This window comes from Rhodococcus sp. NPDC055112 (assembly GCF_053607505.1).
Map to the genome: position 1 here is coordinate 19,232 of NZ_JBSGTR010000040.1, position 19,308 is coordinate 38,539.

The following is a 19,308-nucleotide window of genomic DNA, read 5'->3' on the forward strand; positions in this document are numbered from 1 at the left end:
CCGGGCTCAGCCCGCCGTCAGCCTCGCGAGCGCCTTGCGCACGACCTCGGGATCGGAGGTCTCCCAGAAGGGCGGCAGCGAGGCCCGAAGGTAGCCGCCGTAGCGGGCCGTCGCGAGCCGCGAGTCCAGCATCGCGATCACGCCGCGGTCGTCGACGCTGCGCAGCAGCCGGCCGACGCCCTGCGCCAGCAGCAGCGCGGCGTGGTTTCCCGCCACCGAGAGGAAGCCGTTGCCGCCGCGGGACTCGACCGCGCGCTGGCGCGCCACCAGCAGCGGATCGTCGGGCCGAGGGAACGGGATCCGGTCCAGGATCACCAGGCTCAGCGACGGGCCGGGGACGTCAACGCCCTGCCACAGCGACAGCGTGCCGAACAGCGAGGTGGCCTCGTCCTCGGCGAACGCGCGGACCAGCTGCCCGGTGGCGTCGTCGCCCTGGCACAGCACCGGGGTGTCGAGGCGCTTGCGCATGACCTCGGCGGCGGCCTTCGCGGCGCGCATGGAGGAGAACAGGCCGAGGGTGCGGCCACCGGCCGCGGTCACCAGTTCGGCGATCTCGTCGAGATAGCTCGGTGCCAGCCCGTCCCGGCCGGGGGCGGGCAGGTGTTTGGCGACGTACAGGATGCCGGCCTTGGCGTGGTCGAACGGCGAGCCGACGTCGAGTGAATTCCATCGGAGGGCGGCCTCGTCCGAGGGCGCCTCGGTTCCGGTCGCCATCGCCGGATCGACGCGGGTGCCGGACTCGGAGGGCAGGCCCCAGTTCACCGCGAGCCCGTCGAACGATCCGCCGACCGTCAGGGTCGCGGAGGTGAGCACCACGGTCGACTCCGCGAACAGCCGCGAGCGCAGCAGCCCGCCGACCGACAGGGGCGCCATCCGGACGAGCTTGCCCCGCCGCTCCTCGTCGGCGAGCCAGACCACGTCGCGTCGTTTGGCCGGGTCCGGTTCGTCGAACGCGGTGAGTACGCGGACGGCGTTGTCGTGCACCTCGTCGACGGCCGCGAGCGCCGCGTTGCGGGCGGCGGCCGCCTCGGGGTCGGTGGCGGTCATCCCTGGCCGCGATGGACCGATCGCGGTGCGCACGGCCCAGGCCGCGTCGCGGACGGCGGCCAGCGCATGGCTCGCGCCGTCGGGCAGTGCCTCCCAGCGGCCGGCGTGCAGCTCCTCTAGCACCGCGTCCCAGCCCTCCGCGGAGGCCTCGAACCGGTCCGCATCCTGCTCCTCCACGAGCTTGACGCATCTGCGCGCGGCGGCGCTGATGGTCGACGGCGCCAGTTCGGCGGTGGCAACCCCCGTCACCCGGTCGACCAGTTCGTGCGCCTCGTCGATCACCACCACGTCGTGCTCGGGCAGGACGGCGATGCCGGTGATCGCGTCGATCGCGAGCATCGCGTGGTTGGTGACCACCACGTCGACCTTCGAGGCCTCGGCCCGCGCCCGCTCCGCGAAGCAGTCCTCTCCGACCGGGCAGCTCGACTTGCCGAGGCACTCGCGCGAGGTGACGCTCACCTGGCGCCACGACTGATCGCTCACGCCAGGCACCAGCTCGTCCCGGTCTCCGGTCTCGGTGTCGGAGGACCACTTGGTCAGCCGCTGCACCTCCCGGCCGAGCCGGGAGATCGCGAACGCGTCGAACAGTTCCGCGTTCTCCGGCTCCTCCGCAGCACCGGTGTGGATCTTGTTCAGGCACAGGTAGTTGTTGCGGCCCTTGAGGATCGCGAACTCCGGCCGCCTGCCGAGCGCGCCGGCGAGGGCATCGGACAGGCGTGGCAGGTCGCGGTCGACGAGCTGGCGTTGTAGCGCGATGGTGGCGGTGGAGATGACCACGGTGCGGCCGCTCTCGACGGCGTGCCGGATGCTGGGCACCAGGTAGGCGAGCGACTTGCCGGTACCGGTGCCCGCCTGCACGGCGAGGTGCTCGCCGGTGTCGATGGCGTGCGCGACCGCGGACGCCATGGTCAGCTGGTTGGTGCGTTCGGCGCCGCCCAACGCCTGCACCGCCACGGAGAGCAGGTCGGGCACGTTGGGGAGTTCAGGCACCGACCAAGGCTACTCGGCGCCGCCGTCAGTTCCCCGCAGCGACCTGACCCACCGGGGTGACGCCCGCGTCGCGGAGCCGCTCGAGCACCGACGGCACGGCGTCGGGGGACACCGCGGCCGTGTAGCGCAGCAGCACCCTGGTCTCGAAGCCCTCCCTCGCCGCGTCGAGCGCGGTCGCGCGGACGCAGTGGTCGGTGGCGATGCCGACCACGTCGACGGCGGCGATCTCGCGTTTGCGCAGCCAGTCCGCCAGGGACTGCCCGGAGGCCGCCGAGCCCTCGAAGCCGGAGTACGCGGCCGAGTGGGCGCCCTTGGAGAACACCTCTTCGACCGATCGCAGGTCGAGGAGGGGATGGAAGCCTGCGCCCGCCGTCCCGGCCCGGCAGTGCGGTGGCCAGCTGTCCACGTAGTCGGGTTCGTCGGAGAAGTGCGCGCCGGGGTCGACGTGGAAGTCCCGGGTGGCGACGATCGCGTCGTATTCGCCGGCGGAGGGGGAGCCGAGCAGGGAGGAGATATCGGCCGCCACCGCCGCGCCGCCCGCGACGGCCAGCGAGCCGCCCTCGCAGAAGTCGTTCTGCACGTCGACGACGATCAGCGCCCGCTTCGGGGCGGCGGGGGAGTCGATGGGGTTCATCGCCATCACCTAGCCCACGAACCGGGTGGGGATCGCGGGATCGCCCTGGGAGAGCTTGAGTCCCTCCCACGGCAGGCTCACGAGCCGCTCGGCGAGCAGGTCGCGACCCTCGTCCAGGGTGGGCAGGCCGGCCACCACCTCGCCGCCCCGCACCATCGGGACAAGCAGGTCGTGCGCGATCAGGCCGCCGCTCTCGGGCGCGGGCGCATCGGCAGGGAACGCGACCTCCTCGACCGCGGTCCCGGTCGGCCGGGCGAAACGGACCACACGCTTGGTCCCGCCGCGCGACTCCTTGTGGCTGCTGCGCTTGGCCACCGGGATGCCCTCCACCTCCACCAGCTTGTAGACCATGCCCGCCGTGGGTGCGCCCGAGCCGGTGACCAGCGCGGTGCCCACCCCATAAGTGTCCACCGGTTCGGCCCGCAGCGCCGCGATCGCGTATTCGTCCAGATCGCCGGACACCACGATCTTCGTCTTCGTCGCGCCCAGGTCGTCGAGCTGCGCGCGCACCTGGCGGGCCCACACGCCGAGATCGCCGGAATCGATCCGCACGCCGCCGAGCTCGGGGCCCGCGACGGCGATGGCGGTCTTGACGCCCTCGGTGATGTCGTAGGTGTCCACCAGCAGCGTGGTGCCCAGTCCGAGCGCCGCGACCTGACCGCGGAAGGCGGCCGCCTCGTCCGGGCCCGCGGCGGTGTTGTGCAGCAGCGTGAACGCGTGCGCGCTGGTTCCCGCGCCCGGTACGCCGTAGCGCCGGACGGCCTCCAGGTTCGAGGTGGCCGTGAACCCGGCCAGGTACGCCGCGCGGGAGCACGCCACGGCCGATTCCTCGTGGGCGCGCCGCGAGCCCATCTCGATCATCCTCCGGCCAGCGGCGGCGCTGACCATGCGTGCGGCGGCGGAGGCGATCGCGCTGTCGTGGTTGAGGATCGAGAGCGTCAGCGTCTCGAGGAGCACGCATTCGGCGAAGGTGCCGCGCACCGACAGGATCGGCGAGCCGGGGAAGTACAGCTCGCCCTCCCGGTAGCCGTCGATGTCGCCGGAGAAGCGGAAATCGCGCAGCCAGTCCACCGTCTGCTCGTTCAGGAACTCGGACACGACGGCCAGCTCCGGCTCACCGAACCGGAAGCGGGGCAGCGCGTCGAGCAACCGGCCGACGCCTGCGACGACGCCGTACCGGCGTCCGGCGGGCAGCCTGCGGGCGAAGACCTCGAAGCTGCAGCGACGGTGGGCCGAACCGTCGCCGAGCGCAGCCGAGAGCATCGTCAGCTCGTACTGGTCGGTGAGCAGCGCGGTGCTCGTCTTCGGCTGGGACCAGTCCGAGGCGTTGTTCGTCACGCGCCAACCATACGAGTCGAGGGACCGAGATGCGCGGGCGTGCCGTCATGCGTTCGGAGGTTTTCTCTTTCCTGAGCACGTCGTACTCTGGAGGCATGGCCCAGTGCCCGACAACTATCCCGATGGCGAGGATGCCCGCAGCGTCGCCGCAGGTCACGCCAGCCGAATCCGAGGTCGAGGAGATCCTGGAAGCGGAAGACAAGCCCTGGGTGACCGTCGTCTGGGACGACCCCGTGAACCTCATGCACTACGTGACCTTCATCTTCCAGAAGCTGTTCGGCTACAGCAAGGCGAGGGCCACCGACCTGATGATGCAGGTACACAAGGAGGGCAAGGCGGTCGTGTCGTCCGGATCCCGCGACAAGATGGAGCACGATGTGAACCGTCTCCACCAGGCCGGGCTGTGGGCGACGATGCAGCGCGACAGCTAGCGGCAATCCCGGACCACCGATCCCGAAAGGACCCGCAGGTACGCAACGTGCGCACATGGAGCCGAAAGAATTCGCTGGGCGGCGTGAAGATTCGCTCCGAGATGGACGCACGAGAGGCCTCGGTCCTGCGGTCACTGGTCTCGTCCGTCCTGGCGCTGCTCGAGGACAGGGCCGCCGCGGCGCCTCAGGACGACCTCGCCGAGCTGACCGGTCTGCGCACCGGGAACAGTGACGCCCCAACGGATGCCACGCTGGCCCGCCTGCTGCCGAACTTCTACCGGGCCGAGGCCGACCGCACCGGCAACGAGGCGCAGGGCGCGAATATGAATGCGGCACTGCGCAGTCTGCACGAGCCGGAGATCATCGACGCCAAGCTGGCGGCGGGTTCGGTGATCCTGCAGACGGTGCCGCCCGAGGGCGGCAAGGTCTCGCTCACCCCCGAACAGGCCGACGCGTGGCTCGCAGGCCTCAACGATGTGCGCCTGGCCTTGGGGACCACCATCGGCATCGATGCCGACACCCCGGACGAGCTCGAGCCCGACGACCCGCGGGCGCCGCACCTGGACGTCTACCACTGGCTCACCTGGATGCAGGACTCCCTGGTACAGGTCCTGGTCCCGTGACGGGCGCGGGGGTGCGCACGGGGCCGAGGAACTCGCTTGCCGACGTCGAGGGCCTGCTGGTCGGGCACCACCACGAGCTGGACCGGGACGCCGGACTCGGCTCCGGCCGGGCGACGGGCTGCACCGTGGTGCTGGCGCCCGGCGGCGCCACCGCGTCCGTCGACGTGCGAGGCGGCGGACCCGGCACCCGCGAGACAGACCTGCTCGATCCGAGCCACACCGTCCAGCAGGTGGACGCGGTGCTGCTGACCGGGGGCAGCGCCTACGGGCTGGCCGCCGCGGACGGCGTGATGCGCTGGCTTGAGGAGCACGGTCGCGGGATCCCGATGGACGCCGACGGCCATGTCGTCCCGATCGTGCCGGGAGCGGTGATCTTCGACCTGCCGGTGGGGGACTGGTCGGTGCGGCCGACAGCGGACCACGGCTTCCTCGCCGCGGAGGCGGCGGCCGAGCGGTTCGCGGTCGGATCCGTCGGCGCCGGGGTCGGGGCGCGCGCGGGCGTGCTCAAGGGCGGCGTCGGCACCGCCAGCCTCGTGCTCGGTGCCGGGGCGGCCGAGGGTGTCACGGTCGCGGCGCTGATCGTCGCCAATCCCGTTGGCTCCGTGTTCGATCCGGGCACCGGTCTGCCATGGGGGGTCGGGGTGGCCGAGGCCGCGGGCTGGGGCCTGAGGGTCCCGGATGCCGCCGAGTTGGCCACGGCGATCGAGCTGGGACAGAAGGGCACCGTCCTGAACACCACCATCGGGGTGGTGGCGACCGATGCCACGCTGAGCAAGGGCGGCTGCAGGCGGGTCGCCGTCGCGGGCCACGACGGCCTCGCCAGGGCGATTCGGCCCGCGCACTCGCCGCTCGACGGGGACACGCTGTTCGCCCTTGCGACCGGCACCAGGGCGACCGCGCCTGCCCCGGTCCCGATGCCAGCCGCCTTCCCCGCGGAGCTGGCGCTGCTCGACGCGGTGTGCGCGGCCGCGGCGGACGCGGTGTCGCGGGCGATCGTCGGCGCGGTCCTCGCGGCAACACCGGTCGCGGGAATACCGAGCTACCGGGAGCTGTTTCCGTCAGCATTCGACGTCTAAGCTGGGCGAACACATCGGGAGGCGCAGGTGTTGGTGATCAGATCCGACCTCGTCGAGGCGATGGTCGCGCACGCTCGTGCCGATCATCCCGACGAGGCCTGCGGCATCATCGCCGGCCCCGAGGGCAGCGATCGGCCGCTGCGGCACGTCCCGATGATCAACGCCGAGCGCTCGCCGACCTTCTACCGCTTCGACTCCGGCGAGCAGTTGCGGCTCTGGCGTGCGATGGAGGCGGCCGACGAGGCGCCGGTGGTCATCTACCACTCGCACACCGCGACCGAGGCCTACCCCAGTCGCACCGACATCTCCTTCGCCTCCGAACCCGACGCGCACTATGTGCTGATCTCCACCCGCGATCCGGAGACGCACGAGCTGCGCAGCTACCGGATCGTCGACGGCGTGGTCACCGAGGAACCGGTCGACGTGGTGCCGAGTTACCCGTACGCACAGAACCCCCACTAGGAGCCCCGATGGCCGTCATCGTTTCCATCCCCACCATCCTCCGCAACCACACCGACGGTGAGAAGCGGGTGCAGGCAACGGGTTCCACCCTGGCCGCGGTGATCGACGACCTCGAGGCCAACCATGCGGGGCTCAAGGACCGGCTGATCAACGACGGCAAGTTGCACCGGTTCGTCAACGTGTACGTCAACGACGAGGACGTGCGTTTCTCCGGCGGACTCGACACCGAGGTGGCCGACGGGGACTCGGTCACCATCCTGCCCGCCGTCGCCGGAGGCTGATCCGCGGTGGCCCGGTACGACTCGCTGATCGAGACCCTGGGCGACACACCGCTGGTGGGGCTGCCGCACCTGTCCCCGCGCTGGACCGGCGAGGTACCGGTGCGGCTGTGGGCAAAGCTGGAGGATCGCAATCCCACCGGCTCGGTGAAGGATCGGCCCGCGCTCCGGATGATCGAGCAGGCCGAGCGGGACGGACTGCTCACGCCCGGCGCCACCATCCTGGAGCCGACCAGCGGCAACACCGGGATCTCGCTGGCGATGGCCGCCAAGCTCAAGGGCTACCGGCTGATCTGCGTGATGCCGGAGAACACCTCGATCGAGCGCAGGCAGCTGCTGACCATGTTCGGCGCCGAGATCATCGACTCGCCCGCGCGCGGCGGCTCCAACGAGGCGGTGGCGCGGGCGAAGGCGATCGCCGCGGAGCACCCCGAGTGGGTGATGCTCTACCAGTACGGAAACCCGGCGAATCCGGCCGCGCACTACGAGGGCACCGGTCCGGAGCTGCTGCGCGACCTGCCGGAGATCACACATTTCGTGGCCGGTCTCGGCACGACCGGCACCCTGATGGGCACGGGACGCTTTCTGCGCGAACACGTCCAGGGGATCGAGATCGTGGCAGCCGAGCCGCGTTACGGCGAACTGGTCTACGGCCTGCGCAACATCGACGAGGGCTTCATCCCAGAGCTGTACGACGAGTCGGTGCTCACCTCGAGGTTCTCGGTCGGCCCGTTCGACGCGGTGCGGCGGACGAGGGAGCTGATCGAGCGCGAGGGCATCTTCGCGGGCGTCTCGACCGGGGCCGTGCTGCACGCGGCACTCGGGGTCGCGGCCAAGGCGGTCAAGGCGGGAGCCCGCGCCGACATCGCCTTCATCGTGGCCGACGGCGGCTGGAAGTATCTGTCCACCGGTGCGTACGCCGGTACCCTCGAGGATGCGGAGGCGGCCCTGGAGGGGCAGCTGTGGGCGTGAGGGAAAGAGGTTCGGATGAGCACCCCGGGTGACCCGTTCAAGTACACCAACCCCGCCCTGTCGGTGCCGTCGAACCCACCCGCGACCAAGCAGGCGGCCGAGCGCCCGATGTGGAAGCAGGCGGCCGCGGTCATCGGCGGCTTCGTGGTCGGGCTGTACGTCCTCGAGTTCATCGACATGCTCGTCAAGGGCAACCTCGACAACGGTGGCATCCAGCCGCGGACCGTCGACGGTCTGTGGGGGATCGTCTTCGCGCCGGTGCTGCACGGCGGGTGGGCGCACCTGGTCGCGAACACCATCCCGCTGCTGGTGCTCGGATTCCTGGTGATGCTGTCTGGCATCGGACGCGGGCTCGCGGCCACCGGCATCATCTGGGTGATCGGCGGTGTCGGGGTGTGGCTGTTCGGCTCGGTGAACAACCATCTCGGCGCCTCGGTGCTCGTGTTCGGCTGGCTGACCTACCTGATCACCCGCGGCATCTTCGCCAGGCACTTCGGGCAGATGGCACTCGGGCTGGTCGTTCTGGTGATCTACGGCGGGGCGCTGTGGGGCGTGCTCCCCGGCCAGCCCGGGATCTCTTGGGAAGGGCACCTGTTCGGCGCGGTCGGCGGCGTCGTCGCCGCCTGGGTGCTGGCCTCCGATGTCCGCAAGGCGCGCGAGGCGAAGGCGTTGAACCGGTAGCGAACGTGCAGGTGTGACGCCCGGCGCAGCGGATCACGGACCCGCGTTTGGTCTCGATTCCACCCGAAGCTTTTTCCGGATCAGGTGGTCGTGGCAGCATGGGAAACATGCGCATCACCGTCCTGGGTTGTTCGGGCAGCGTCGGGGGTCCCGACTCGCCCGCCTCGGGCTACCTGTTGACCGCTCCGGACACCCCGCCCGCGGTCCTAGACTTCGGCCCCGGCGTGCTCGGAGCGCTGCAGCGTTACGCCGACCCCGGTCAGGTGTCGATCTTCCTGACCCACCTGCACGCGGATCACTGCCTCGACCTGCCGGGGCTGCTGGTGTGGCGCCGGTACCACCCCAACCCGCCGGTCGGCCGGGCCGTCGTCTGCGGACCGACGGACACCGCCTGCCGGATCGGGGCCGCCTCCTCGGAGTGCGGCGGCGAGTACGACGACATCTCCGACACGATCGACCTGCGCGCCTTCACCGACGGCGGATCGATGAGCCACGGCGCCCTGACCGTCACCTCGCGCCGGGTGTTCCATCCGCCGGAGGCGTACGGGCTGCGGATCAGCGATCCGGCGGGCCGGACCCTCGTCTACACCGGCGACACCGGGATGTGCGACGAGGTGGTCGAGTTGTCGCGTGGCGCGAATGTGCTGCTGGCCGAGGCCTCCTGGACACATCACCCCGATCGGCCGAAGGGCATCCACCTCTCCGGCACCGAGGCCGGACAGGTCGCGGCCAGGGCCGGGGTCGGCGAGCTCCTGCTCACGCACATCCCGCCGTGGACCTCCCGCGAGGACGTCATCGCCGAGGCCAAGGCCGAGTTCTCCGGACCCGTCCACGCCGTATCGCCCGGGGACGTCTTCGAGATCTGAGTCGCGGGACGTCTAGGCTTGCGCCCGTGAGCAGACGACTGGATGGCAGGGCGGACGACGAACTCCGCGAGGTACGGATCACCCGGGGCTTCACGAGCCATCCGGCCGGATCGGTTCTCGTCGAATTCGGTGGCACCCGTGTGATGTGCACCGCGAGCGTCGAGGAGGGCGTCCCGCGCTGGCGCAAGGGCTCCGGCCTCGGCTGGCTGACTGCCGAGTACGCGATGCTGCCCGCGGCGACCCACACCCGCAGCGGCCGCGAGTCGGTCAAGGGCAAGGTCGGCGGACGAACCCAGGAGATCAGCAGGCTGGTCGGCCGCTCGCTGCGCGCCTGCATCGACCTCGCCGCGATCGGCGAGAACACCATCGCCATCGACTGCGACGTGCTGCAGGCCGACGGCGGCACCAGGACCGCCGCGATCACCGGCGCCTATGTCGCGCTGGCGGACGCCGTGACCTACCTGCGCGCGGCTGGCAGGCTGGCCGACCCGCAGCCGCTCTCCTGCGCGATCGCCGCGGTCAGCGTCGGCGTCGTCGACGGCCGGGTGCGGCTGGACCTTCCCTACGAGGAGGATTCGCGCGCCGAGGTCGACATGAACGTCGTCGCGACGGACACCGGCACCCTCGTCGAGGTGCAGGGCACCGGAGAGGGCGCGACCTTCCCGCGCACCACGCTGGACAAGCTGCTCGACTCCGCTCTGGCCGGCTGCGAGCAGCTGTTCGAGGTGCAGAAGCAGGCCCTCGCGCTGCCCTACCCGGGCGAGCTGCCCGAGCCGAAGGAGCCCGAGGCGGCGAAGAAGAAGTTCGGTGCCTGAGGCCGTCCGACTCCTCGTCGCGAGCCGAAACGCGAAGAAGCTCAAGGAGCTTCGGCGCGTGCTTGAGGCGGCCGGGGTGAGCGGCGTCGAACTCGTCGGCCTCGACGAGGTGCCGCCGTTCCCGGAGGCGCCCGAGACCGCGGCGAGCTTCGAGGGCAATGCGCTGGCCAAGGCCCGCGACGGCGCTGCGGCCACCGGGTTGCCGTGCGTCGCGGACGATTCGGGGCTCGAGGTGGACGCGCTGAACGCGATGCCGGGGGTGCTGTCGGCGCGGTGGTCGGGCGCGCACGGTGACGACGCGGCGAACACCGCGCTGGTGCTCGCGCAGCTGTCCGACGTGCCGGACGAGCGCAGGGGAGCGGCCTTCGTCTCCGCCTGTGCCCTCGTGGTGCCGGGCGGCGAGGAGTCGGTGGTGCGCGGAACGTGGCCAGGCACCATCGCCAGGGAGCCCCGCGGCGACGGCGGATTCGGCTACGACCCGGTGTTCGTGCCTGAGGGGGAGTCGCGCTCGGCGGCGCAGCTGACCCCCGAGGAGAAGGACGCGGCCTCGCACCGCGGCCGGGCGCTGGCGCAGCTGGTGCCCGCGATCGCCGCGCTGGCAGGCAGCTAGGTTCCCCCCGGCCGTCGAGTGTGCAGTTCCGCGCGTTCCCTTTCGGGCGATGCGTCGGAAGGTGCACACTCGACGGGCCAGCGGGGCGGCCTGCGCCCCGACCGTCGCCGTGAGGACGTACAGATGTCGCCGATGATGATTCCCGTGACGCCGCAGGGCTGGATCACGTACGTGATCGCGATCCTGACGGGTCAGCCCGTGATCCTGGGCGGCGGCGGGTCCTAGGGGTTCGCCGCCCGGCGATCAGACGCCGAAGTCGCGCTTGACCTGCTGGGTGCGCCAGTGCTCGACGAAGAACGACAGGAACGGGACGGTGCCCGCGAGCAGGGTGCCGATGGTCCGGCCCACGGGCCAGCGCACCTTCACCGCGAGGTCCATCGTCAGGATCAGGTAGACGAAGTAGACCCAGCCGTGCACGATCGCGATCCAGCTCGGCAGGTTGTCCACCTTGAACATGTACTTCGCGACCATCTCCGCGGTGAGCACGAGCAGCCAGATGCCGGTGGCGTAGGCGAGGACGCGGTAGCGCAGCAGCGCCGAGGCGATTTTCTTGGTGTCGCGAACTTCGGTCGCGGTGACGGTCTCGTCGGGGGCCGTGCTCACGTGCTGCTCCTATCGGCCTCGCCCGCTCTGAGCTGCGCGAGGTAGTTGTTGTACGCCTGGTGGGCCTCGTCGTCCGGGTTGTCCGCGTCCAGTCGCTGGTCACCCGGCCGGGTGCGGGTGGGCAGCACATCGGCGGGGATCTCGCGGACCTCGGAGGCGGAGGACAGGTCCTCGGCCGGGTCGCGGTCCTCGAGCTGCACGAACCGCCGGTACGCGTACACCACGAACGCCGCGAACAGCGGCCATTGGAATGCATAGCCCAGGTTCTGCCCGGTACCGCCGACGGCCTCGAAGCGGGTCCACTGCCACCATCCGAGTGCGAGACACCCGGCCGCAGCGATGACGACGAAGAGAATCAGCGCTGGTCTGCGACGGGAGGGTGAACTGGCCACACAACGACGGTACCCGAGCCTGCGGAGCCGCCGGTACGGAGCCTGGGAGGCGTGGATCACCCTCACCGGCCTCGCGGTCGCCTGGGCCTTGATATGCAAGCGTTGACTTGCCTATGGTGGGGTCGTGGTCACCGTGTACCGCGCCCTCGACGACGAGACGAGGCGTGTCATCCTCGACGAACTGGCGGCGAGCGACGGCCAGACGCTGTTCGAGATCTGTTCCCTGCTCACGGTGCGGCACGGTCTCGGCCTCACGCGTCAGGCGATCTCTCAGCACCTCGGCGTGCTCGAGTCGGCGGGGCTGGTCGTGACGGAGCGGCGTGGACGATCCAAATTCCACTACTTCAATTCCGAGCCACTCGCCGAGATCGCCAGGCGATGGCCTGTCCGAGAGAGAGACGATCGATGAGAATCAATCTGACGAGTTTGTTCGTCGACGACCAGCGAGCAGCCCTCGCCTTCTACACCGACGTGCTCGGCTTCACGAAGCATCACGACATTCCTCTCGGCGACGACTCGTGGCTCACGGTCGTCTCGCCCGAATCGCCCGACGGCCCGCAACTCCTGCTGGAGCCGGCGCACCACCCCGCGGTGAAGCCTTACCGCGATGCCCTCGCCGAGGACGGCATTCCTCTCGCGCAGTTCGCCGTCGACGACGTCGAGGCCGAGCATGCCCGGCTGACCGGAAGGGGCGTGGTGTTCACCCAACCGCCGACCGACATCGGGACCGCGGTCATTGCCGTCTTCGACGACACGTGCGGCAACCTCATCCAGATCATCGCGGAGAAGGCGACGTGACGCTCCGATCCCGAACGTTCCCGGCGATTTCCAGATGGACGGGAGCCTGAGGTGACCGACGCGACGGTGGCCGAGGTGATGGCCGAGCTGGCCGCGCTCGAGGACCCGAAGGCGCGCAAGGTGAACGAGAAGCACGGCGACGATCACGGTGTGAACCTCGGCAAGCTGCGCGCGATCGCGAAGCGGCTGAAGACGCAGCAGGAACTCGCGCGCCAACACTGGGCGACGGGGGACACCGCGGCGAGACTGCTGGCGATCCTGATCTGCCGCCCGAAGGCGTTCGAGCGCGACGAGTTGGACCTCATGCTGCGCGAGGCGCGCACCCCCAAGGTGCACGACTGGCTGGTGAACTACGTGGTGAAGAAGAACCCGCACTCCGAGGAGCTGCGCGCGGCCTGGTTCGCCGATTCGGATCCCGTCGTCGCGAGTGCCGGCTGGGCGCTGACCACCGAGCGGGTGGCGAAGAAGTCCGAGGGCTTCGACCTCGCGGGACTGCTCGACATCATCGAGTCGCAGATGCGAGACGCCCCGGAGCGCCTGCAGTGGGCGATGAACCACTGCCTGGCTCAGATCGGGATCGAGCACGCCGAGTACCGTGCCCGGGCAATCGACATCGGTGAGCGCCTGGAGGTGCTCAAGGACTACCCGACGCCGCCGAACTGCACGTCGCCGTTCGCGCCGATCTGGATCACCGAGATGGTGCGCCGACAGCACGCCCGGTGACATCCGTCGGAGTGCGGATCGATCCGCCACTTCGTCCAGCGGTCACCCTGTCATCCGACGACCCCGCCGACAAAACGAGGTCACGAGCCCAGCCGGGTTCGTGACCTCGTTCTTTTTCTTGACATGACCCCTCCACAACGCTAAAAAGAGACAGATCTGTCTCGATAAAAGCATCGAAGGGGTGAGTGCAGGATGGTCGATCAAGCAATCTCGGTGAACAGGGCGATACAGGTGGTCGAGAGGTTGGCGCACGCGAAGAGTCGGCAGGACGCGGTGGCAGCGATGGCGATCTACCACCCGGGTGCAGTCCTCGAATCACCACCTCTGGGAACCCGATTCGTCGGACCCGAGGTCAAGGGAGCGGTCGAGGGGTGGTTCGCGTTCGCACCCGACTACGAGGTACGCGTGGACGGCCACGCCATGGACGGTGACACCCTGTGCTGCTGGGGCGAGATCTCCCTCACGCCCGCGTTCACATGGAACGGAGTGGTTCCGAACGGCCTACGGGCGACGGTCCCCGTTTTCATGCTGTTCCGATTCGAGGACGGCCGCGTGAGCTATGAGAGCTTCCATTTCGACGTCGCCGGGGTGGCCCGTCAGTGCGGCGTCGACGCGTCGGCCCTGGTCCGGGCGTCATGATCGTAGGAGCACGCGGAGCCGGCAGCGCCACAATGCTGGCGGCCCGGCACGAACACTGGGGTTCGGCACTCGAGATTGCCGACGTCCCCCGACCCGAACCCGCCGCAGGCGAGGTGCGTATCGCGGTCAAGGGGACCAGCGTCAACCCGATCGACATGTACACCGGACTCAATGCCGGCTACGAGCAATCCATGCACCTACCGTTCATTCCCGGCTGGGATGTCGCGGGCGTGGTGGATGCGCTCGGGTACGGCGTGACTCGCCACGCCGTCGGCGACCGACTCTTCGGTCTGGCGTGGTTTCCCTACCCCGCGGGAACGTATGCGGAGTACATGACGGTCCCTGCCCACCATCTGGCACCCATCCCGGCCTCGATCTCGTTCACCGAGGCGGCATGCCTGCCGATGGCCGCGCTCACGGCGTGGCAGATGCTCGACGCCACCGGAGTGAGCTCCGGACATCGCGTCCTCATCAGCGGGGCCTCCGGCGGGGTCGGGCACCTGGCCGTGCAGTTGGCGGTCGCGCGCGGCGCCACCGTCGTCGCCCTTGCGCGTGCAGGAGATCACCCGGCCCTGTACGAGCTGGGGGCAGGGTCCTGCGTGGACTACTCCGATTCCACGGCGGTCGCGGCGATCGGAGCAGTGGACGCAGCGATCGATCTGGTGGGTGGTGACTTCGGCAGGTCGCTCTTCGGTCTGGTCGCGACCGGGGGAGCGATTGCATTGGCAACCGCATGGTCGATACCGGAATACGCTGCAACAGCGGCGGAATGCGGTATCCGAGCGGTCTCGTGCCTCGTCGAGCCGGACCCCGTAGCATTGCGGGCGATCACCACCCTGATCGACGCGGGACTGATACGGGTTGTCGTCGGTGCCGAGTTCGACCTGCATCGCGCCGCCGACGCCCAGCAATGGGTGCACGCCCGTAGCGGTTTCGGTAAGGCCGCGATCGTGATGGGCAGCTAGGAAGGAAAGTGCCCGCGAGATGTCCAAGCAGGTGCGTGGCCCCGCGCTGCGCGAGAAGCTGATCGATATCGCGGCGGATCTCTTCTATGTTAACGGTGTTCGCGCCGTCGGGGTGGACGAGGTCGTCCGTCGGGCCGGGGTGGCGAAAGCGAGCCTGTATAGATGGTTCCCGGCAAAGGACGACCTCGTCCTCGCGGTCTTGCAACGTCGCGATGACATCTTCTGGGCGCAGTGGGACGAAACCGCCGCGCGGCACACGGACCCTCGGGACCAGCTCGACGCGCAGCTGACCTGGCTGCAGGAGCTCGCGACACAGCAGGCCTATCGCGGGTGCGCATTCGTCAACACCGCAGCCGAATTCGACGGCGAGGAAGCGGAGAACATCAGGGAACGCTGTCTTCGACACGAGGAGGAGCTCCGGCGCCGCCTCCGGTCGCTGACAGGCGGACTCGGCGTTGCCGACAGCGATCGCCTGGCCGACCGACTGCATATCGCGATCGTGGGCGCGCTGGCGGTGGGCGGTCTCTATTCGACGAGTGGACCCGCCGCCGAGCTGCGCGCGTTGGCCGCGGACCTCATTGCGGCGACCGCGGCGCCCGCCGAACCGACGAAATGAGGCCACGAACCCCTTCGGGTTCGTGACCTCGTCGCGTGCAGTTCGCGGAACTGCCATGGTGCGCCCGGGCCGTCGACATCGGTGAGCGCCTCGAGGTGCTCGAGGACTACCCGACGCCGCCGAACTGCACGTCTCCGTTCGCGCCCATCTGGATCGACGAGATGGTGCGCCGGCAGCACGCCCGGTGATTTTCAGGACGTAACTGCTCATCGCTGGGGCTCGTTACGGCTTCATCGCCGACCGCGCGTCGTCCGGGGGCGCGATGGCCGCGGTGACGCGGTGCGCCAGTGCACGCAGGTGGTCGATGAGTTCGGGTGGTTCGTGCACTCGGAATCCGAAGCCGAAAAGTCCGGTGTAGACGGCTATTTCGTCGAGCGAGTTCGAGCCGGTGTGCAGCAGGCAGTGCCCGTCGTCGATCGCCTCGATGACGCCGACGGTCGGTGGGATGCGATCCGCAGCCACGGCCGCCGATACCTCGAGGGTGATGCGCGCCTGATATCGGTAAGGGGCGGTGCTGACCCCGCGCGACACCCAGCCGGTCAGGTCCACCTCGGGTGCCTCGCGCGGGGTGAATCGCGGTCCGTTGGGGATGCGCGGACGCAGGCGGTCGACACGGTACGTGCGCCAATCGTTCTTTTCGACGTCCCAGCCGACCAGGTACCAGTGCCGCCCGGTGTGTACGAGCCGATGCGGTTCGGCCGCGCGCCGGATCGCGGTGCCGTCGTGCGTGCGGTAGTCGAAGCGAAGCTGTTCGTGGTCGCGGATCGCGGCGGCGATCGTGGTGAGCACGTCCGGGTCCACGGCCGGGGTTCCGGCCGGCATGCTGACGGTCGCGGCCTGTAAGGCCGAGACGCGGTGGCGCAGTCGCGGCGGGAGGATCTGCTCCAACTTCGTCAGCGCCCGCAGCGAACTCTCCTCGATGCCGGTGATGGTTCCGCCCGCGGCGGTGCGCAGCCCGAGGACTACGGCGACCGCCTCGTCGTCGTTCAGCAGCAGCGGGGGCAATTTGGTTCCCGCGCCCAGTCGGTAGCCGGCCGCTCCTGCGACCGCGTGCACGGGGTAGCCGAGGTTGCGCAGCTTGTCGATGTCGCGGCGGATGGTCCGCGCATCGACCTCCAGGCGCTCGGCCAGGTCGGCGCCGGTCCACACCCGGGGTGTCTGCAGGAGAGACAGGAGTTCGAGTAGTCGAGCCGAGGTTTCCAACACACCGCGCATTCTCCACCAAACCTAGGGCGGAAGTTGTCCTAGCCCCTCCATACGGTGATTCTCATGAGCGCAGAGATCACTCCCTTCCGTATCGACGTCCCCCAAGCCCAGCTCGACGACTTGCATCGGCGACTGGACGAGACCCGATGGCCGGACGGTGTCACCGGAGTCGGTTGGGCGCAGGGCATTCCGCTCGACTACACCCAGGAGCTGGCGCGGTACTGGCGCACCACCTACGACTGGCGAGAGCAGGAGACGCGGCTCAACGCGTTCCCACAGTTCCGCATCGAGATCGACGGCCACGACGTGCATTTCATCCATGTCCGGTCGGCCGAACCCGGTGCCATTCCGCTGATCCTCACCCACGGTTGGCCCGGATCGATCGTGGAGTTCCTCGACGTGATCGGGCCGCTGACCGACCCGGTCGCACACGGCGGTCGGGCCGAGGACGCGTTCGATGTCGTCGTGCCGACGATCCCCGGATTCGGGTTGTCCGGGCCTGCGGTCGGCTGGTCGACCACCCGGGCTGCGCACGCCTGGGCGCAGCTGATGCATCGGCTCGGCTACGACCGCTACGCCGCGCACGGCGAAGACACCGGCGCGGCCATCTCCCGAGAGCTGGCGGTGATCGATCCCGAGCACGTCGTGGCGCTGCACGTGACGATGATCGCCTCGGCCACCGTCACCCCCGAGACGGCCGACCTCGACAACCCCGCCGAGAAGCGCGCCCTGCAGCTGGCGCAACGCGCCCAGTACGAGCTCGGCGCCTACGCGATGCTGCAGGCCACCCGCCCGCAGACCCTGTCCTATGCGCTCGCCGACTCACCGGTGGGTCAACTGGCATGGATCGTCGAACGCTTCAAGGACTGGACCGACTCGACCGACGTGCCGGAGGACGCTGTCGACCGCGACGCGATGCTGACCAACGTCATGATCTATTGGCTCAACGGCACCGCGGGCTCGTCGGCGCGCTACTACTACGAAGGCGCCGCAACCTGGGGTAGACCCGAACCCGAGACCGATGTGCCGGTCGCGGTCGCCGTTTTGCCGCAAGACCTCGGCATCCCCGTCCGCCGGATCGCCGAACGGAACCACAACATCGTGCGCTGGACCGAATTCAATCGGGGCGGTCACTTCGCGGCCATGGAAGAACCCGACCTGATCATCGACGACCTGCGCGCCGCGTTCCGCGACTACCGCCAATAGACACGAAATTTCGGGCCCGGGGTCGAGCCGTGATCACCGCGGGTTCAGCGGCGAGGGATGTGTGGGTTCATAAACACCGAGTGCTCCGCCACCGGGCAGTGTGAGGTGGGTGATCAATCCCCACCGTTCGCGCCGCAGGTCCGAGCAGGTGACACCGTGTTCAGCCATCTGTTCAACGAATGCCTCGACGTCGTCGCACATCAGAAACAGCTCGTGCACGCCATCAGCGTCGGCTGGATGTATGGCTAGCTCGGCCGGCGGAAGGGCGAAGATCAACCAGCCGTGCCCGGCATCGACGGACGGATAGTCGAGCACGTCGCGGAAGAACGCCCGGTCTGCCTCCGCGTTGGTGCTGTAGAGAACAACATGCGCTCCGCGAATCATGTTCTGACCCTAGTTGCGGCGGACTGCCGCGGCGGCCCGAAAGTCGTACAGCTGCCCGGAACGAGGTCACGGACTCTCCCGAGTTCGTGACCTCGTCGTGTGCAGTTCGTGGAACTGCCATGGTGCGCGAGGGGGGACTTGAACCCCCACGTCCTGAGACACCAGGACCTAAACCTGGCGCGTCTGCCAATTCCGCCACTCGCGCGTGCCGAAACAGCCTACTTCACGGTGTCACCGGTGGGCGCGAGCAGCGTCATGAGCATGTCCAGTTGCTGCTCGCGTGAGGCGACGCCCAGCGTGTGACCGATCATCCGCTCCTGGGAGGCGCGCATGAAACAGCCGCTCACCAGCGTGTAGGCGACCGTCTCCGCGTCGACGTCGGCGCGGACGACGCCGAGGAGTTGCTGCTGTGCGAGGTAGGCGCCCAACATCGTGATCCCGCGATGCGGGCCGAGGTCGTTGTCCCGCATGTGTTCGCCGAGCGCCTCGCGCAGGTCGGCATCCGACTGCGCCGCGGTGAGCACGTCCATCGCCGGATCCAGGAACGCCTCGACCGCCGCCATGAACCCGGCAAGGGTGTCGCGCAGGTCGGTCCCGGCGAACCCCCGCTGATTGAGGTCGGCCAGCGGGCGCAGCCCCCTCTCGAACACCGCCAGCAGCAGGCCGAAGCGGTCCGTGAAGTGGTAGTAGATGCTGCCCTCGGACACCCCGGCCCGCCTCGCGACCTCCCGGGTGGTCAGCTTCGCGACGCCGCGTTCGCGCAGTACAGCCAGGGTCGCGGACAGGATCTCCTCGCGGCCGCCGGAGGGTGGCCTGCCGCGGCGCGGGGCGGGTGCGGTGGTCATGGTGAGCCGAGCCTACCGGGCGCGAAAAGATTATTGAGCCAATACTCAGAAATGATGTTATTTTTGAGTGCACACTCAGGAAAGGGGTGGGTCATGGCTCGGAAATGG

The 19,308-nt window shown here is 69.4% G+C and carries 25 protein-coding genes, 1 tRNA gene and 1 pseudogene; 18 read left to right on the plus strand and 9 right to left on the minus strand.

Annotation, left to right across the window (positions count from 1 at the left end; all coding sequences use genetic code 11):
- Positions 1-6: 6 nt before the first annotated feature.
- The 3 genes from ACWFRB_RS17515 to ACWFRB_RS17525 are packed head-to-tail and all read right to left on the minus strand — an operon-like array spanning position 7 to position 4,009.
- Positions 7-2,037 (minus strand): ATP-dependent DNA helicase, encoded by a 2,031-nt coding sequence (locus ACWFRB_RS17515; protein ID WP_452642382.1) that lies wholly within the window; start codon positions 2,035-2,037, stop codon positions 7-9.
- Between the two features lie 25 nt (positions 2,038-2,062).
- The gene (locus tag ACWFRB_RS17520) at positions 2,063-2,671 is read right to left on the minus strand and encodes an isochorismatase family protein (protein ID WP_452642383.1); all 609 of its coding nucleotides are present in this window, start codon (positions 2,669-2,671) and stop codon (positions 2,063-2,065) included.
- Between the two features lie 9 nt (positions 2,672-2,680).
- Positions 2,681-4,009, minus strand: a complete 1,329-nt coding sequence (locus ACWFRB_RS17525; protein WP_452642384.1) for a nicotinate phosphoribosyltransferase — start codon at positions 4,007-4,009, stop codon at positions 2,681-2,683.
- Positions 4,010-4,104: 95 nt separating this feature from the next.
- Here ACWFRB_RS17525 and clpS point away from each other — a divergent pair, with 95 nt between their 5' ends.
- The 10 genes from clpS to rdgB all read left to right on the plus strand — a co-directional run bounded on the left by clpS (position 4,105) and on the right by rdgB (position 10,823).
- Positions 4,105-4,440, plus strand: a complete 336-nt coding sequence (clpS, locus tag ACWFRB_RS17530; protein ID WP_077043788.1) for an ATP-dependent Clp protease adapter ClpS — start codon at positions 4,105-4,107, stop codon at positions 4,438-4,440.
- Positions 4,441-4,487: 47 nt separating this feature from the next.
- Positions 4,488-5,063, plus strand: a complete 576-nt coding sequence (gene aosR, locus ACWFRB_RS17535) for an oxidative stress transcriptional regulator AosR (RefSeq protein ID WP_452642385.1) — start codon at positions 4,488-4,490, stop codon at positions 5,061-5,063.
- Complete coding sequence (locus tag ACWFRB_RS17540) at positions 5,060-6,139, plus strand: P1 family peptidase (protein WP_452642386.1); 1,080 nt, start codon at positions 5,060-5,062, stop codon at positions 6,137-6,139. Before aosR ends, ACWFRB_RS17540 begins: the two co-directional genes overlap by 4 nt.
- A 27-nt stretch (positions 6,140-6,166) precedes the next feature.
- Positions 6,167-6,601, plus strand: a complete 435-nt coding sequence (locus tag ACWFRB_RS17545) for a Mov34/MPN/PAD-1 family protein (protein WP_452642387.1) — start codon at positions 6,167-6,169, stop codon at positions 6,599-6,601.
- Positions 6,602-6,609: 8 nt separating this feature from the next.
- Positions 6,610-6,882: a MoaD/ThiS family protein gene (locus ACWFRB_RS17550; RefSeq protein WP_072753433.1), complete on the plus strand. Its 273-nt coding sequence runs from the start codon at positions 6,610-6,612 to the stop codon at positions 6,880-6,882.
- Positions 6,883-6,888: 6 nt separating this feature from the next.
- On the plus strand, positions 6,889-7,851 hold the full coding sequence (locus ACWFRB_RS17555) for a cysteine synthase (protein WP_452642388.1): 963 nt from the start codon (positions 6,889-6,891) through the stop codon (positions 7,849-7,851).
- A gap of 15 nt (positions 7,852-7,866) precedes the next feature.
- Complete coding sequence (locus ACWFRB_RS17560; protein WP_452642389.1) at positions 7,867-8,532, plus strand: rhomboid family intramembrane serine protease; 666 nt, start codon at positions 7,867-7,869, stop codon at positions 8,530-8,532.
- A gap of 107 nt (positions 8,533-8,639) precedes the next feature.
- A complete protein-coding gene (locus tag ACWFRB_RS17565; RefSeq protein ID WP_452642390.1) occupies positions 8,640-9,398 on the plus strand; it encodes a cyclic nucleotide-degrading phosphodiesterase in 759 nt (252 codons plus the stop codon).
- Positions 9,399-9,424: 26 nt separating this feature from the next.
- On the plus strand, positions 9,425-10,213 hold the full coding sequence (rph, locus tag ACWFRB_RS17570; RefSeq protein WP_027499784.1) for a ribonuclease PH: 789 nt from the start codon (positions 9,425-9,427) through the stop codon (positions 10,211-10,213).
- Complete coding sequence (gene rdgB / locus ACWFRB_RS17575; protein WP_452642391.1) at positions 10,206-10,823, plus strand: RdgB/HAM1 family non-canonical purine NTP pyrophosphatase; 618 nt, start codon at positions 10,206-10,208, stop codon at positions 10,821-10,823. The genes rph and rdgB overlap by 8 nt, the downstream gene beginning before the upstream one ends.
- 243 nt (positions 10,824-11,066) lie before the next feature.
- Here the strand turns inward: rdgB and ACWFRB_RS17580 are convergent, their stop codons facing one another.
- Entirely contained in the window at positions 11,067-11,426 is a 360-nt protein-coding gene (locus ACWFRB_RS17580; protein ID WP_452642392.1) for a DUF3817 domain-containing protein, read from the minus strand.
- Complete coding sequence (locus ACWFRB_RS17585) at positions 11,423-11,818, minus strand: transcriptional regulator (RefSeq protein ID WP_452642393.1); 396 nt, start codon at positions 11,816-11,818, stop codon at positions 11,423-11,425. The genes ACWFRB_RS17580 and ACWFRB_RS17585 overlap by 4 nt, the downstream gene beginning before the upstream one ends.
- A gap of 133 nt (positions 11,819-11,951) precedes the next feature.
- Here ACWFRB_RS17585 and ACWFRB_RS17590 point away from each other — a divergent pair, with 133 nt between their 5' ends.
- The 7 genes and pseudogenes from ACWFRB_RS17590 to ACWFRB_RS17620 form a co-directional block, all read left to right on the plus strand.
- Positions 11,952-12,227, plus strand: coding sequence for an ArsR/SmtB family transcription factor (locus ACWFRB_RS17590; RefSeq protein WP_452642407.1), 276 nt, complete (start codon positions 11,952-11,954; stop codon positions 12,225-12,227).
- The gene (locus tag ACWFRB_RS17595; RefSeq protein WP_452642394.1) at positions 12,224-12,616 is read left to right on the plus strand and encodes a VOC family protein; all 393 of its coding nucleotides are present in this window, start codon (positions 12,224-12,226) and stop codon (positions 12,614-12,616) included. The genes ACWFRB_RS17590 and ACWFRB_RS17595 overlap by 4 nt, the downstream gene beginning before the upstream one ends.
- Positions 12,617-12,694: 78 nt before the next feature.
- Positions 12,695-13,339, plus strand: coding sequence for a DNA alkylation repair protein (locus tag ACWFRB_RS17600; RefSeq protein ID WP_452642408.1), 645 nt, complete (start codon positions 12,695-12,697; stop codon positions 13,337-13,339).
- 192 nt (positions 13,340-13,531) lie between these two features.
- Entirely contained in the window at positions 13,532-13,978 is a 447-nt protein-coding gene (locus ACWFRB_RS17605) for a nuclear transport factor 2 family protein (RefSeq protein WP_452642395.1), read from the plus strand.
- The gene (locus ACWFRB_RS17610; protein WP_452642396.1) at positions 13,975-14,943 is read left to right on the plus strand and encodes an NADP-dependent oxidoreductase; all 969 of its coding nucleotides are present in this window, start codon (positions 13,975-13,977) and stop codon (positions 14,941-14,943) included. The genes ACWFRB_RS17605 and ACWFRB_RS17610 overlap by 4 nt, the downstream gene beginning before the upstream one ends.
- Positions 14,944-14,962: 19 nt before the next feature.
- A complete protein-coding gene (locus ACWFRB_RS17615; protein WP_452642397.1) occupies positions 14,963-15,559 on the plus strand; it encodes a TetR/AcrR family transcriptional regulator in 597 nt (198 codons plus the stop codon).
- A gap of 65 nt (positions 15,560-15,624) precedes the next feature.
- A pseudogene (locus ACWFRB_RS17620) lies at positions 15,625-15,747 on the plus strand (DNA alkylation repair protein); the annotation flags it as partial.
- Between the two features lie 34 nt (positions 15,748-15,781).
- On the opposite strand, the gene ACWFRB_RS17625 reads toward ACWFRB_RS17620, so the two are convergent.
- Positions 15,782-16,765 carry a helix-turn-helix transcriptional regulator gene (locus tag ACWFRB_RS17625; RefSeq protein WP_452642398.1) on the minus strand — a complete coding sequence of 328 codons (984 nt, stop codon included), beginning with the start codon at positions 16,763-16,765 and terminating at the stop codon, positions 15,782-15,784.
- A gap of 63 nt (positions 16,766-16,828) precedes the next feature.
- On the opposite strand from ACWFRB_RS17625, the gene ACWFRB_RS17630 reads away from it, so the two are divergent.
- Positions 16,829-17,971, plus strand: a complete 1,143-nt coding sequence (locus ACWFRB_RS17630; RefSeq protein WP_452642399.1) for an epoxide hydrolase family protein — start codon at positions 16,829-16,831, stop codon at positions 17,969-17,971.
- 33 nt (positions 17,972-18,004) lie between these two features.
- Here ACWFRB_RS17630 and ACWFRB_RS17635 read toward each other — a convergent pair whose 3' ends face one another.
- The 3 genes from ACWFRB_RS17635 to ACWFRB_RS17645 all read right to left on the minus strand — a co-directional run bounded on the left by ACWFRB_RS17635 (position 18,005) and on the right by ACWFRB_RS17645 (position 19,200).
- Positions 18,005-18,355, minus strand: coding sequence for a VOC family protein (locus ACWFRB_RS17635; protein WP_452642400.1), 351 nt, complete (start codon positions 18,353-18,355; stop codon positions 18,005-18,007).
- Positions 18,356-18,475: 120 nt separating this feature from the next.
- Positions 18,476-18,560 (minus strand) — tRNA-Leu (locus ACWFRB_RS17640).
- A 13-nt stretch (positions 18,561-18,573) separates the two neighbouring features.
- Positions 18,574-19,200 (minus strand): TetR/AcrR family transcriptional regulator, encoded by a 627-nt coding sequence (locus ACWFRB_RS17645; protein WP_452642401.1) that lies wholly within the window; start codon positions 19,198-19,200, stop codon positions 18,574-18,576.
- Positions 19,201-19,308 lie beyond the last annotated feature (108 nt).

What these genes read in the sequence shown, in the direction of transcription:
- ACWFRB_RS17565 (WP_452642390.1), top strand. Translation starts at nt 8,640, where the DNA reads ATGCGCATCACCGTCCTGGGTTGTTCGGGCAGCGTCGGGGGTCCCGAC.
- ACWFRB_RS17560 (WP_452642389.1), top strand. Translation starts at nt 7,867, where the DNA reads ATGAGCACCCCGGGTGACCCGTTCAAGTACACCAACCCCGCCCTGTCG.
- ACWFRB_RS17520 (WP_452642383.1), bottom strand. Translation starts at nt 2,671, where the DNA reads ATGAACCCCATCGACTCCCCCGCCGCCCCGAAGCGGGCGCTGATCGTC.
- ACWFRB_RS17610 (WP_452642396.1), top strand. Translation starts at nt 13,975, where the DNA reads ATGATCGTAGGAGCACGCGGAGCCGGCAGCGCCACAATGCTGGCGGCC.
- clpS (WP_077043788.1), top strand. Translation starts at nt 4,105, where the DNA reads ATGGCCCAGTGCCCGACAACTATCCCGATGGCGAGGATGCCCGCAGCG.
- ACWFRB_RS17600 (WP_452642408.1), top strand. Translation starts at nt 12,695, where the DNA reads ATGGCCGAGCTGGCCGCGCTCGAGGACCCGAAGGCGCGCAAGGTGAAC.
- ACWFRB_RS17630 (WP_452642399.1), top strand. Translation starts at nt 16,829, where the DNA reads ATGAGCGCAGAGATCACTCCCTTCCGTATCGACGTCCCCCAAGCCCAG.
- ACWFRB_RS17615 (WP_452642397.1), top strand. Translation starts at nt 14,963, where the DNA reads ATGTCCAAGCAGGTGCGTGGCCCCGCGCTGCGCGAGAAGCTGATCGAT.
- ACWFRB_RS17550 (WP_072753433.1), top strand. Translation starts at nt 6,610, where the DNA reads ATGGCCGTCATCGTTTCCATCCCCACCATCCTCCGCAACCACACCGAC.
- ACWFRB_RS17595 (WP_452642394.1), top strand. Translation starts at nt 12,224, where the DNA reads ATGAGAATCAATCTGACGAGTTTGTTCGTCGACGACCAGCGAGCAGCC.
- ACWFRB_RS17645 (WP_452642401.1), bottom strand. Translation starts at nt 19,200, where the DNA reads ATGACCACCGCACCCGCCCCGCGCCGCGGCAGGCCACCCTCCGGCGGC.
- ACWFRB_RS17605 (WP_452642395.1), top strand. Translation starts at nt 13,532, where the DNA reads ATGGTCGATCAAGCAATCTCGGTGAACAGGGCGATACAGGTGGTCGAG.
- ACWFRB_RS17635 (WP_452642400.1), bottom strand. Translation starts at nt 18,355, where the DNA reads ATGATTCGCGGAGCGCATGTTGTTCTCTACAGCACCAACGCGGAGGCA.